The organism is Gallaecimonas zhanjiangensis, assembly GCF_057624825.1.
Window position 1 is genome coordinate 950,996 of record NZ_CM172603.1, and the last position, 13,478, is coordinate 964,473.

Annotated in this window: 8 protein-coding genes; 6 read left to right on the plus strand and 2 right to left on the minus strand. The window is 61.2% G+C overall.

Translation table 11 applies throughout. The features are described 5' to 3' along the window. Positions 1–29 precede the first annotated feature (29 nt). The 3 genes from parE to parC are packed head-to-tail and all read left to right on the plus strand — an operon-like array spanning position 30 to position 6,285. Entirely contained in the window at positions 30–1,919 is a 1,890-nt protein-coding gene (parE, locus tag AC22G1_RS04500; protein WP_487315705.1) for a DNA topoisomerase IV subunit B, read from the plus strand. Continuing rightward, the gene (locus AC22G1_RS04505) at positions 1,916–3,961 is read left to right on the plus strand and encodes a putative bifunctional diguanylate cyclase/phosphodiesterase (RefSeq protein ID WP_487315706.1); all 2,046 of its coding nucleotides are present in this window, start codon (positions 1,916–1,918) and stop codon (positions 3,959–3,961) included. The genes parE and AC22G1_RS04505 overlap by 4 nt, the downstream gene beginning before the upstream one ends. A gap of 29 nt (positions 3,962–3,990) precedes the next feature. Next, positions 3,991–6,285, plus strand: coding sequence for a DNA topoisomerase IV subunit A (gene parC / locus AC22G1_RS04510; RefSeq protein WP_487315707.1), 2,295 nt, complete (start codon positions 3,991–3,993; stop codon positions 6,283–6,285). Between the two features lie 13 nt (positions 6,286–6,298). On the opposite strand, the gene AC22G1_RS04515 is transcribed toward parC, so the two are convergent. Continuing rightward, positions 6,299–7,021 (minus strand): 3-deoxy-D-manno-octulosonic acid kinase, encoded by a 723-nt coding sequence (locus tag AC22G1_RS04515; protein WP_487315708.1) that lies wholly within the window; start codon positions 7,019–7,021, stop codon positions 6,299–6,301. 80 nt (positions 7,022–7,101) lie between these two features. On the opposite strand from AC22G1_RS04515, the gene AC22G1_RS04520 reads away from it, so the two are divergent. The 3 genes from AC22G1_RS04520 (at position 7,102) to rraB (ending at position 9,362) form a co-directional block, all read left to right on the plus strand. Continuing rightward, a complete protein-coding gene (locus tag AC22G1_RS04520) occupies positions 7,102–8,124 on the plus strand; it encodes a glycosyltransferase family 9 protein (protein WP_050657172.1) in 1,023 nt (340 codons plus the stop codon). A 77-nt stretch (positions 8,125–8,201) separates the two neighbouring features. After that, entirely contained in the window at positions 8,202–8,924 is a 723-nt protein-coding gene (locus AC22G1_RS04525; protein ID WP_487315709.1) for a 1-acylglycerol-3-phosphate O-acyltransferase, read from the plus strand. Between the two features lie 48 nt (positions 8,925–8,972). Next, positions 8,973–9,362, plus strand: a complete 390-nt coding sequence (gene rraB, locus AC22G1_RS04530; RefSeq protein WP_123421120.1) for a ribonuclease E inhibitor RraB — start codon at positions 8,973–8,975, stop codon at positions 9,360–9,362. 112 nt (positions 9,363–9,474) lie between these two features. Here rraB and AC22G1_RS04535 read toward each other — a convergent pair whose 3' ends face one another. Beyond that, positions 9,475–13,041: a S8 family serine peptidase gene (locus tag AC22G1_RS04535; RefSeq protein ID WP_487315710.1), complete on the minus strand. Its 3,567-nt coding sequence runs from the start codon at positions 13,039–13,041 to the stop codon at positions 9,475–9,477. Positions 13,042–13,478 lie beyond the last annotated feature (437 nt).

The following is a 13,478-nucleotide window of genomic DNA, read 5'->3' on the forward strand; positions in this document are numbered from 1 at the left end:
GCCCCTAACTCAGCTTAATTAGCCCTGTCATGAGCAATCAGTACACCTCACAAGATCTGGAAGTCCTCGAAGGCCTGGAACCGGTAAAACGCCGCCCCGGCATGTACACCGACACCACCAGGCCCAACCACCTTGGTCAGGAAGTCATCGACAACTCCGTCGACGAAGCCCTGGCCGGGCACGCCAGCAAGGTGGAGGTGATACTGCATGAAGACCAGTCTCTGGAGGTCATCGACGACGGCCGCGGCATGCCGGTGGATATCCACCCCGAAAAAGGCGTGCCGGGGGTGGAGCTGATCCTCTGTAAACTCCATGCTGGCGGTAAGTTCTCCAGCAAGAACTACCAGTTCTCCGGCGGTTTGCACGGGGTGGGTATTTCGGTGGTGAACGCGCTTTCCAGCCGGGTGGAAGTGGGCATCAAGCGTGACGGCCAGGAATACACCATCGCCTTTGAACACGGCGCCAAAGTCGAAGACTTGACCGTGGTGGGCACCGTCGGCAAGCGCAACACCGGCACCCGGGTGCGCTTTTGGCCGGACGCCAGCTATTTTGACTCTCCTCGTTTTTCGGTCAATCGCCTTAAGCACATCCTCAAGGCCAAGGCGGTACTGTGCCCGGGCCTGACCATAAAGTTCGACGACAGGGTCAACAAGGAAAGCCATGAGTGGCATTTCGAGCGGGGCCTGGAAGATTACTTGAGTGACGCCGTGGCCGATTGGCCCAAACTCCCCCAGGCGCCTTTTGTGGGCTGTATGGCGGCGGCCACCGAAGCGGTGGACTGGGCGGTATTGTGGCTGCACGAAGGCGGCGAGCTGACCCAGGAATCCTACGTTAACCTCATCCCCACCGCCCAGGGCGGCACCCACGTGAACGGTTTGCGCCAGGGCCTGCTGGAGGCCATGCGCGAGTTTTGCGAATTTCGTAACCTCTTGCCCCGTGGCCTGAAATTAACCCCGGAAGATGTCTGGGAACGCTGCGCCTTTGTGCTTAGCGTGAAAATGCAGGACCCGCAGTTTGCCGGCCAGACCAAAGAGCGCTTGTCCTCGCGCCAGTGCGCCAGCTTTGTGTCCGGGGTGGTCAAGGACAGCTTCAGCCTGTGGCTGAACTCCAACACCGAAGTGGCGGAGATGCTGGCCGAGCACTTTATCTCCAACGCCCAGCGCCGCACCCGCAGCGCCAAGAAGGTGGCCCGTAAGAAGGTCACCTCAGGCCCGGCCCTGCCGGGCAAACTCACCGATTGCACCAGCGACGACCCGGCCCGCACCGAGCTGTTTTTGGTGGAAGGGGACTCGGCCGGCGGCAGCGCCAAGCAGGCCCGCGACCGGGATTTTCAGGCGGTGATGCCGCTTCGCGGTAAAATCCTCAACACCTGGGAAGTGGACTCAGGGGAGATCCTTGCCAGCCAGGAAGTGCACGATATTTCGGTGGCCATCGGCATGGACCCGGATTCTGCGGTGATGGACGGGCTTCGCTACGGCAAGGTCTGTATCCTTGCCGATGCCGACTCCGACGGCCTGCACATCGCCACCTTGCTGTGCGCGCTGTTCCTGCGCCACTTTAGGCCGCTGGTGGATAACGGCCATGTCTATGTGGCCATGCCGCCGCTGTTTCGTATCGACCTGGGTAAAGACGTGTTCTATGCCCTTGATGAAGAAGAAAAGCAGGGCGTGCTTGACCGCCTGAGCGGCGAAGGCCGGCGCGGCAAACCCCAGGTCACCCGCTTTAAGGGCCTTGGCGAAATGAACCCGCTGCAACTGCGCGAAACCACCATGGATCCAGCCACCCGCCGCCTGGTGCAGCTCACCGTCGATGACGCCGAGCAAACCCTGGCGCTGATGGACATGTTGCTGGCCAAGAAGCGCTCTGGCGATCGTAAAGAGTGGCTCGAAGCCAACGGCCACCAGGCGGAGCTGGCGTGAAACCACAAGGTGCCATGTTAAGCCTGCGCTGGCAGTTGCTAGTGCCGGTCTTCTGCCTGCTGGTGCTTATCTTTGCCGGCTTTGTGGCGGTGCATCAGCGCAGCCTCGATAACCTCTATGGCAAAATTCGCGACATGGCCGGCCAGTACACCCAAAGCGATGTGCTCTACCGCCTTGACCGCCAGCAATACGCCAACGCGACCTTAAATTGCGCCGACGGCTGCCGGGTGCAAAGTGGCGAGGGCAGCCTGTCTTTGCAAACCCTTAGCCAGCAGGTCAACCTGCCGCTGATGGTGATTAAAGACCAAGGCAGTGTGGCAATAGTGCAAAGCACGGCCGCACTCAAACCCCACCTTAGCCACCAGTGCCTGAGCCGCGCCGTCTGCGACGTGGACGGCTACTGGTATATCCCGATGCTAAAAAGTGGCGATCTGATGCTGGTGGGGGTGCTGGACGCCCAATCCCTTCTTGGCGAAAAAGACCAGGCGCTGCTGACCTCACTTATCCCCGGCGTATTGGGGCTGCTGGTGTGTTTGGGGCTCTTTTACTTGCTGCTGCGCCGCCCCTTGGAGCGGCTTAGCGCCATCAGTGATGCCCTGCCGCTCTTGGCGCGTGGCGCCTACGAGGGCTTTCGCATTCGCCTGCGCGCCATCGGCCGCCAGCAAAAGCTGCTAGACGAGCCCACCTTGCTGGCCCAGCGCCTCGAAGAGATGTCGCTGCAGCTTGAGAGCATGGAAAGCCAGCTACAGCGCCGCGCCGATGAGCTGGAATGGCTGGCCAGCCACGATGTGCTCACCAACCTGATGAACCGGCGCCGTTTTGAAAACGAACTGCAGGGTTATCTGAAAAGCCGCCGGGTGATGACCCTGCTGTTTATGGATCTCGACGACTTTAAATTCGTCAACGACGTGGCTGGCCACAAGGTGGGCGACCGCCTCCTGGTGCGGGTCGCCAAGGTGCTACAGCAACTAATGCCTGAGAGTGCCAGCGTGTGCCGGGTCGGTGGCGACGAGTTTGCGGTGCTTATTCCGGGGCTTTCTGAGGCCGGTGAAGAAGCGCTGCTGGCCAAGCTGTTTCGGGCCCTTCGTGAAGTGCGGGTGAGTGGCGGTGGCCAGCTGCACTCGCCGTCGGTTTCCATTGGTGTGGCGCGGCTGCCGCAAGACGGCGATGACCTTGAAGAAGTGATGGCCCGGGTGGACGTGGCCATGTACAAGGCCAAGGAGCTGGGTAAAAACCGCTTTGTGCGGGCCACCGGCCAGGGCAGCGAGCAAGAGCTTGGCCGCCACCTCTACTGGCTGGAAAAATCCAAGCACGGCATCAATGCCAGCAACCTGTGTTTGTACTTCCAGCCCATCGTCGACACCGAAACCCGCGATGTGGCCCATTTCGAGACCCTGCTGCGTACCCGTGACCGGGACGGCGCCTGGGTGTCGCCGGTAGATTTCATCCGTGCTGCCGAGCAGACCGGCCGCACCGCCGAGCTGGACCTGTGGGTCTTTAGAAGCCTGCTGGCATTGATGGAGAAGCTGCCGGTCGATGACCGGGTGCGATTCTCGGTCAACCTCTCGCCCAAGACCTTCAGCGAGTTGGACGCCATGGCTCAAATAGCCGAAGAGCTGCAGCAAAAGTCGCAGCTGGCGCACAAGCTCATTATCGAGATCACCGAAACGGCGGCGCTGACCAACCTCGAGCAGGCGCGCCGCTCCATCCAGCAGCTCAAGGCCATCGGTTGCCATTTTGCGCTGGACGACTTCGGGGTAGGGTATTCGTCCTTCCATACCCTCAAGACCCTGCCGGTTGATTTCATCAAGATTGACGGCTCCTTTATTCGCGGCCTTGCCAGCCAGGATGCCGACTCTATTTTCGTGCGCGCCCTGGTGGAGATCGCCAGCCATTTTGGCTACCGCACCATTGCCGAATTTGTCGAAGACGAAGAAGTGGCCGAGCTGCTGGATATCCTGCAGGTCAGCTTCATGCAGGGCTACCTGTTCGGCAAGCCCCAGGCGGCAGACGTGCTCTGGCCCGATATGGCCGTAGCGTAACCTATTGATTGATAAAACCGGATAAGCCCATGGATGACATCGCAGCGAGTCTCGACGGCATCGAACGCATGCCCCTGCGCCGCTTCACCGAATCGGCCTATTTGAACTATTCCATGTACGTTATCCAGGACCGCGCCCTGCCGCACCTGGGGGACGGCCTCAAGCCGGTGCAGCGCCGTATCGTGTACGCCATGAGCGAGCTGGGCCTGAGCGCTGCCGCCAAGTACAAGAAGTCGGCCCGTACCGTCGGTGACGTGCTGGGTAAATACCACCCCCACGGCGACAGCGCCTGCTACGAAGCCATGGTGCTGATGGCCCAGCCCTTTTCCTACCGTTACCCGCTGGTAGACGGCCAGGGTAACTGGGGGGCACCGGACGACCCCAAATCCTTCGCCGCCATGCGTTACACCGAGTCGCGGCTGGCGAAATTCTCCGAGGTGCTGCTGTCTGAGCTGGGCCAGGGCACGGTGGACTGGGTACCCAACTTCGATGGCACCCTGGACGAGCCGGCGGTGTTGCCGGCGCGCCTGCCTCATGTGCTCATCAACGGCACCACCGGCATTGCCGTGGGCATGGCTACCGACATTCCGCCCCATAACGCGCGGGAGCTGACGGCGGCCTGTGTGCACCTGCTGGCTCACCCCAAGGCCACGGTAGAAGAGCTGATGCACTTTGTGCCGGGGCCCGATTACCCCACCGAGGCTGAGATAATCACCCCCGGCGACGACCTCAGAAAACTCTACGAGACCGGCCGTGGCAGCGTGAAGATGCGCGCCAAGTATGAAGTGGCCGACGGCGAAGTGGTGGTCACGGCGCTGCCGCACCAGGCCAGCTCCGGTAAAATTTTGGAGCAAATTGCCGCCCAGATGCAGGCCAAGAAGCTGCCGATGGTGGCCGACCTTCGCGACGAGTCCGACCACGAAAACCCGGTGCGGCTGGTGATCGTGCCCAAGTCCAACCGGGTCGATTTGGACGCGGTGATGGCGCACCTTTTTGCCACCACCGACCTTGAGAAGAGCTACCGGGTCAACCTTAACGTCATCGGCCTCGATGGCCGGCCCCAGGTCAAGCCGCTCAATGTGATGCTGGGCGAATGGCTGCAATATCGCACCGGGGTCGTGACCCGCCGACTGCAATATCGCCTCGACAAAGTGGAAGCCCGCCTGCACGTGCTGGCCGGCCTGTTGATTGCTTTTCTCAATATCGATGAAGTCATTCACATCATCCGCACCGAAGACCAGCCCAAGCCGGCGCTGATGGCCCGCTTTGGCCTCTCCGCTACCCAGGCCGAAGCCATCCTTGAGCTGAAATTGCGCCACTTGGCCAAGCTCGAAGAGATGAAAATTCGCGGCGAGCAGGATGAGCTGGCCAAAGAGCGCGACGAGCTTAACCGCCTGCTGGGCTCTGAAAAGGCACTCAAAGCCCTTATCAAGAAAGAACTGGAAGCGGACGCCAAAACCTACGGTGACGACCGCCGTTCACCACTGGTGGTGCGCAGCGAGGCCAAGGCCCTTAGCGAAAAAGAGCTGATGCCCACCGAAGCGGTGACCGTGGTGCTGTCCACCAATGGCTGGGCCCGCACCGCCAAGGGCCACGACATCGAGCCCGAGAATTTAAGTTACAAATCCGGCGACGGCTTCAAGGCGGCGGCGCGCGGCAAGAGCAACCAGCCGGTGGTGTTTATCGACAGCTCCGGGCGCAGCTTTGCCTGCGACGCCTTTGCGCTGCCGTCGGCCCGCTCCCAGGGCGAGCCGCTGACCACCCGCTTTAACCCGGTGGCAGGGGAGACCTTCGACCAGGTATTGCTGGGCGAGGATAACGACCTGTTCTTGATGGCCTCCGACGCCGGTTACGGTTTTGTCTGTAAATTCAGCGACATGGTCAGCCGCCAAAAAGCCGGTAAGGCACTGGTGAGCCTGCCCACCGGCGCCAAGTTGCTGCCGCCGGTGGCCATCGGCAAGGCCGCTGAAGATGCCAGGGTCTTGGCCATCACCAACGAAGGGCGGATGTTGCTGTTCCCGCTGGCCGATTTACCGGCGCTGGCCAAGGGCAAGGGCAATAAGATCATCTCCATTCCCTCGGCCCGGGCCGCCAGCCGCGAAGAAGTGGTGCGCCAGCTGACCGTGCTGCGCCCCGGCGACAGCCTGGTAGCCTATGCCGGCAAGCGCAAGCTGACCCTCAAACCTGACGACCTGGAGCACTACCTGGGTGAGCGTGGCCGCCGCGGCGCCAAGCTGCCCCGAGGCCTGCAACGGGTAGACGAGGTGGAAGTGAGCGCCCCTGGCAGCAGCCAGAGCGAGCCACAGGGCGTGGACGAAGAGTAAGAAAAAGGCGCCTTTAGGCGCCTTTTTCGTAACCGGCCATCAGGGCCTGCCAGTCTTGCTGGGCCTGCCAGTGAAAGCCGGGCAGCTTGCCTTGCTCTTTGTTAAAAGAGCGCAGCAGCCTTGCCAGGTTGTCTTCCTTCCAGACCCCATCGGCGCGGCAGGCGCCGCGATCAAAATCGATAAGCCACAGCTCGCCATCTTCTGCCATCAGGATGTTGTGGGCGTTGAGGTCAGCGTGATAGACCCCGGCATCGTGAAAGCGGCGCACCAGCGCGCCGACGGCTTGCCACTGCTGGGCTGAGAGCGCCTTTTCTTTGAGCCAGGCCACCAAATCCCGGGCGCCGGGTATCTGCTCGATAAGGATGTCGCCGCGATAACGGATGCCAAGGCGCTCCACATGGGCCGCTACCGGCTTGGGTACCGGCAGCCCCATCTGGTGGAGCTTGGCCAGCAGCCTGTATTCGGCCACAGGGCGGGTGCGCTCGATCCCGGTGTAGAGGTAGCTGTCTTTGACCAGCTTGCCCACCATGCCGCCACGGCGATAGTGGCGCAGCACCCAGTTTTGCTGGTCTTGGCGCACAAAGTAGGTGGTGCCGCGGCCATGGGAGGTGCCGGTGACGGCGTCTCGGTCCTGCCAGTATTTTGGGGAGAATTCGTCGGGCCCGGCCAGGGGCATCAGAGCCCTGTCGTGCAGCAGAAAATGGCGGCGGCTCCAGAGCTGGTGTTGGCTGTCCATAAAGGCCCTCAAAAACGCAGGCGGCCATTGTACATCAGCAATTTAGCCCTGCATAATGGCCGCGTCTTTAGGGAGCCCCCATGAAATCCGTCTGTATCCTGCGCCTTTCCGCTATCGGTGATGTCTGCCATGCCCTGGCTCTGGTCAATGTGCTTAAAGCCCGTTGGCCCGAGTGCGCCATTACCTGGGTATTGGGTAAGGCAGAAGCGCAGCTGATGGCGGGCCTTGAGGGCGTGGAGCTGGTGGTCTTTGACAAAAAGGCCGGTTTCAAAGGGATGAAGGCGGTATGGCAGCAGCTTAAAGGCCGCCGTTTTGACGCCTTGCTGCACATGCAAATTGCCCTGCGCGCTTCCTTGCTCAGTACCGGCATCAAAGCCGAACGGCGCATCGGTTTTGACCGCAGCCGCGCCGGGGAAGGCCAGTGGCTTTTTACCCGCGAAAGTATCGCCAGGCCCGAGGGGTACCATGTACTGGATAACTTCCTCGAATTTGCCCGTTACCTTGGCATTGACGACCCTAGGCCCAACTGGCAATTGCCGGTGCCGCAGCAGGCGCTGGAAAAGGCCAAAGAGCTCATTCCCGACGGCAAAAAGACCCTGGTGATTTGCCACAGCGCCTCCAAGCCCCAGCGGGCCTGGCTGGCCGAGCGTTACGCGGCGGTGGCCGACTGGGCGGTGGGCGAGGGCATTCGGGTGCTGCTTTGTGGCGGCCCGGCGCCGGCGGAGCTGGCCCTTGGCAAAGCCATAGAGGAAGAAGCCAGCGAGAAGCTGGTCAACCTTACCGGCCAGACCGACCTTAAAACCCTGTGGGCGATTTTGGGGCGCGCCAGTGCGGTACTGGCCCCCGACACCGGCCCAACCCATATGGCGTCCAGCCAGAAGGTGCCCACAGTGGGGCTCTACGCCCACTCCAACCCCCGGCGCACCGGCCCCTACAATCACCAAAAACTGGTGGTGAATCGCTACGACGCCAATATCCTTGCCCAAACCGCCAAGCCTTGGACCGAGCTGCCCTGGGGCCAGCGAGCCAAGGGTGACCACCTGATGGCCGGTATCGGCGTCGACGAAGTGATAGGCCGGCTCAAGCCCTTATTGATTAAGTGAACAATTGTTCGCTGATCGGAGGTGCACTGCCGGGCACAGCCGTTATAATGCCAGCCGCTCTATAAACAGGTATCGCCATGCTCGCTTTACTACGTCTGCTGTTGTTGGCTGTTTTCTTCCTGCTGGTTTGTGTGCTGGGCTCACTGTTCTGCCTGCTCCGGCCCTTCCACGCCAACCACGTTTACCGCTTTTCGCACCTGTTTGCCGCTTTTGCGCCGATGCTGGGCATCAAGATCAAGGTGGAAGGGAGCGAGCATCTGCCCAAGGGCAACGCCGTTTTCATCGGTAACCACCAAAGCACCTGGGATCTGTTTACCGCCTCCAAAGCGGTGCGCCCCGGCACCGTTACCGTGGGTAAAAAGAGCCTGGTGTGGATCCCCTTTTTCGGCCCCCTTTACTGGCTGACCGGCAATATCCTGATTGACCGCAAGAACAGCTCCAAGGCCAAGGGCACCATCGACCAGACCGCCAAGCGCATCCGCGATGAACATCTGTCGGTATGGCTGTTCCCCGAAGGCACCCGCAGCTATGGCCGCGGTCTGCTGCCCTTTAAAACCGGCGCCTTTCACACCGCCATTGCCGCCAAAGTGCCGGTCGTGCCCATCGCGGTATCGAGCCTCGATAATATTCGCCTCAACAAGTGGAATAACGGCCAAGTGGTGGTGCGCTACCTGCCGGCCATCGAGACCAAAGATCTGGATAAAAGCGATGCCCGGGAACTGACCGAGCGCTGCTACCAACTGATGAGCCAGACCCTTGGCGAACTCAATGGCGCCACGGCCCAAAAGGGCAGCGAGTAACAACACCATTTCGTGCTAGGCTATCGCCACTTGCTATTGGAGGTCGTTATGTCCCTTGCCGCCCGCCTGGAAGCCCAACATCAGGACAACCAGGATATTGTCGATACCCTCATTGAAGACGGTGCCGATCTGAATGACGAATTCGTGGTGGAACACCACTTTGCCTGCGCCAATTTCGACAAATTGGAGAAGCTGGCGGTAGAGGTGTTCAAGCTGGGCTTTGACGTTACCGATGCCGAAGAGATGCGCGAAGGGCGCAACATCCTGTTCTGCTTCGACGCCGTCCGCGAAGGCCCATTGGTGCTCGAAGAACTCAACGAAGACACCGACACCCTGATGAAGCTCGCCGACCGCTTTGGCGTCGACTACGACGGCTGGGGCACCTACTTCGGTGAAGAAGTCGACGAAGACTACGAAGAAGAAGACGAAGACGAGTAACCTCTCATCTCACAAAAAAGCCGGCGCAAGCCGGCTTTTTTGTTGGCAGCGGATGCTTGAGCCGCGTTATGAAAAAGCCCCGCACTGCGGGGCTTTTACTTATGCAGCGTTGTTAGCGGCGGGGCGGAATGTGGCCCGGGCCTGGGTGGGCGCTGTCATCTTTACTGATGGTGATGGTTACCACCCCTGGGCTGCTGGTGCTGCCGGCTTCGTCGGTCAGGCGATAGCCGAAGCTGTCGGTGCCGATAAAGCCGCCCCTTGGGGTGTAGGTGGCGATGCCAGCGTTATCCACTGTCACCCAGCCGTGCTTGGGCTGGCGGAGAATAACGGCGCTGGCAGCATTGCCTGCTGGCGTGACTACCAGCAGCGCCTTGGCGCTGGCGCTTTTCTCGGCGCTGGCTAGTGCCGAGTCAATAACATGGCGACTGCCGGTCAGGCCGGCGCCAAGGTCGATAGTCACGGCGGTGCGCTGATGGGTGTCAACGCTTAGGTCTTCGGCATGGATGGCGCTGGCGGTGATGGCGTAGTCGAGGGTAACGCTGCCGCCTTCTTGATGGCTGACCTGATAGGTCGAGGCCGAAGCCGGGGCGCTGCCGGTGCCGTCAACATAGAGCGAGCTGCCGGTGCCGATGGCGTTTTGCAGGCCGGCAGTGACGTTGGCCGGCATATCGCCCATGGCCACGTAATGCACGTAGGCCTCGTCACTACCCAGTTTGAACAGCACCTGGAAGGTATAGGTGTTGCCACTGGCATCATCCCACAGCGGCACATCCTTCCACTCGAACACCAAGTAATCGGCGCTGCCGTCATTGAGGAACTGATAGTACCAGCCGCCGGTGTTGGTCATGTCCAAGTCGGTCCAGAACGGGGCAAGGGCGGCGCCGCTGACCTTGGTACTGGGCATGGTGTCGTTGTAGTAGGAGGCGCTGATGGTGGCGCCGTTGAAGGTCACATAACCGTTGGTGCCCAGGGTCAGGGTAGAGATGGGCTGGCCCATAAAGTAGGCGCCAAGGCCAGCGAGGTTGAGGGTGAGGGTGCCCTCGTCACAGGCCGCCCCACAGCTCAAGAAGCTGGGGTTAAAGCCATCGGTCAGCGACGGCAGGCTGTCGAGCCAGGCCGGGCCTGGTTGCAGGCTGCCTTCTGGGGTGTTGACGGTACCAGTCCAGGTCGCGGTTTTGGTGGCACCGTCAAAGGCGAGGCTACCGCTGCCGTTAACCACGTTTGCCACCGGCTCGGTACTGACCGTCACCGCCTCTGGGAAGCTTACGGTGACAGTGGCGGCGCCGGTGATGCCTTGGTTGGTAAAGACGGTTTGGCCAAGGGCCGGCGTACCGGCCTCGGTGGTGCCGGCGCTTGAGCGCAGCAAGGCGGCGTCGGTGCTGTTACCGGCATAAACGGCAATGGCCATATGCATGGCCGGCAGCGCCTGGCGGGGGCTGGTGAGGGTTAGGGTGCCGAAATACCAACGGTCACGCTCGCCAAGGTGGGTGTCTACCGTGACATCAAAGCTCGCTTCGCCCCCTGCTTTTAGAGCGAATTGCCCCGGCGCCTTCAGCGGCCCGTGGTGGCCCGGTGTGGCGACGCTGCCCTTGATGTTGGGGTCGTCAAAGCTCAGCTCGGCCTGCCAGGTGGCCCGCTGGCCGATAAGGCTGGTGGCGTTGACCTCAAAGCTACAGGCCGACATACAGCTTGGCGCTGCCAGGGACACTGGCGCCAGCGCCATAGGGCTGTCGATGGCCTGGCTGACATCCAGGCGCCCGGCGCCTTTGGCAAAGGGCGTGGCCGGGGTGATGCCGTCGTCGTCCAGTATCGCGCCGTTACTGGTGTTTACCAGCGCCGATTTGATTTGCAGCGGGCTCCAGTCGGGGTGAGCGGCCTTGAGCAATGCTGCCGCGCCGGCCACATGGGGGCTGGCCATGGAGGTGCCGGTCAGCACCGCAAACTGGGTGTCGGGGTTACCGGCCTGATCCGGGGAATAGGCCGAGAGGATATTGGTGCCCGGCGCGGCGAGATCCGGCTTAATAAAGCTGGCATCGCCGTTGGGGCCGCGGGACGAAGAGCTGTTCATCACATCGACCAGCGCCTCGTTGACATAGGAGCGAAGGGCGGGGTCGAGGGTAGCGCTGAGGCTGGCTGTGCTCGCGGCGGCCACCAAGGTAGCGCCATCGTCTTGGCTTACCATGACCCCGGGGATGGTGGCATCGTCCATGGCCATGGTGATGGGGGCGCCAGCGGCGTTGTTGTAAACAATGATGCCTTTGGCACCGGCGGCAGCGGCGTTGGCGGCTTTGGCCGAGAAGGCGCAAGTGCCACGGGATACCAGGGCGAAGCTGCCGGCAAACGCGTCGCTGGCAAAGGCGCTACAGCCCTCCACATTGGCGCTATCGAGGCTGGCAGCGGCCACCAGCGGCGCGCTGAAATCACTCAGGTCTGCCACCCGGGCAGGGGAAGAGCCTTCCACGGCGTTGAAATCGCCCACCCCATCTACCGAGACGGTTTCGACAAAGCTGCGCCCGGTTTGGGTGTTGGCAACGGTAATGCCCGATTCCACGCAGCCTGGGCAGCCGATGGTGCTGGCCTCGTTGCCGTCGTTACCGGCGGCAGTGACCACCACCACCCCGGCCGCTTCGGCGTTTTCCCACACCTGCTTGTAAGCGCTCTGGTTCGGATCGCCACCAGGGCCACCACCCCAGGAGTTGTTGATGACATCGGCGCCGTCCGCCACTGCGTCTTCCACGGCGGCGATAAGGCTGCTGCCCATGCCGCTGCCGGTGGTGCCGTTGTAATAAAGGGCCTTATAAGCCATCAGGTAAGCGCCGGGGGCAACCCCTGACAAGTCATAACTTTGCGCGCCATAGCTAACTTCGACCGGTATACCCACGGCGGTGCCTGCCACGTGGGTGCCGTGGCCGTTCCAGCCCAGCGGGCTGTCGGTGTATTCGTAACTGGCAGTGCTGGAAGAGGCGGGGTAAAAGCGGGCCACGATCAGCTTGTTGTTACAAAAGCTCGGATCGGTGGTGTGGCAGTAATCGTCGCTCGGCAGGCTGGCCGGCGGTGCCATGCCGGTATCGTCAAACATGGGGTTTTCCGGGCGAATACCCGAGTCCACCACCGCAACCCTGATGCCTTGCCCGGCACTGGCGCGGCCACCGAGCTCGGCCCAGACGGCCGGCGCCTTGATGATGGGCAGCGACTGGTCCATTTTCACGGTGATGATTTCATCCCGGTACACCGCCTTCACATTGGGCAGCTTTTTCAGCTCGGCCATGTCGATGTCTTTGCCCTGTACCACCATGCCGTTAAAGACCAGGTTGAACTGGCGGCGCACCTTGGCGTTGGGGTATTGGCGGTTAAGGCTGCGAATGGCATTGGCCTGCGCCGCTTTGAGGTTGGCGCGGCGGCTTTGCACCTTGCTGCTGGCCAAATCGAGCTTGGTTTTCAGGGCACTGGCACTGGCCACCGTAGTGGCGGCTACCGGGGTGTCGCTGAATTCGACAATGTACTGGTCGGGAATAGACTGGCGCTGGGGCAGGGCCGATTTATCCACCTGTTCGGTGTGAAGTGTGGCCTGGTCCAGTACTGAAAAGTGGGTCGATGGGCTGAGCGTTGCGGCAGTAGCGGACGCAGCCACCAGCGTCAGCATCAAAGGGCTGAGCTTGAATGAAAGCTTGGGTGTCACGGTTTGTCCCTCAGGTTGTCATTGTTGGCGGGCAGGTCTTGCGCCTACTGCGCCCGTTCCTTCATATCGCAACTGAGTAAAGACAAGGATTGCTCAAAAAGAAAACGGCTTGGCACATATTCAGGGCGCTTTGTCCGGAACTCGGCTCTGGGGCATAAAAACGCCATTTATTGTTTTCAGGAAATGGCCGCCATGAGTGAGGCGTTTGGTTTGAGGTGGCAAATTTTGGGCAAAAAAAACCTGGCTCGGGGGAGAAGCCAGGTGTCGAGATGGAAAACGACCAAGACCTGATGGAAATGCGGATAAGTGATAACCAATCAACTTCCGTGGCAACCCCGAGGGGCGCCGCAGGGACACACGAGACAAGCAGCAAAGAATGTCTCTGAAAACGCTGGAGCCCTTAACATCCAGCGTTGAATTAATCCTATAAGGGGGGA

Excerpts from the sequence above, each read along its gene's own strand:
- parE (WP_487315705.1), top strand. The coding sequence starts at position 30 with ATGAGCAATCAGTACACCTCACAAGATCTGGAAGTCCTCGAAGGCCTG.
- parC (WP_487315707.1), top strand. The coding sequence starts at position 3,991 with ATGGATGACATCGCAGCGAGTCTCGACGGCATCGAACGCATGCCCCTG.
- AC22G1_RS04515 (WP_487315708.1), bottom strand. The coding sequence starts at position 7,021 with ATGGACAGCCAACACCAGCTCTGGAGCCGCCGCCATTTTCTGCTGCAC.
- AC22G1_RS04520 (WP_050657172.1), top strand. The coding sequence starts at position 7,102 with ATGAAATCCGTCTGTATCCTGCGCCTTTCCGCTATCGGTGATGTCTGC.
- AC22G1_RS04525 (WP_487315709.1), top strand. The coding sequence starts at position 8,202 with ATGCTCGCTTTACTACGTCTGCTGTTGTTGGCTGTTTTCTTCCTGCTG.
- rraB (WP_123421120.1), top strand. The coding sequence starts at position 8,973 with ATGTCCCTTGCCGCCCGCCTGGAAGCCCAACATCAGGACAACCAGGAT.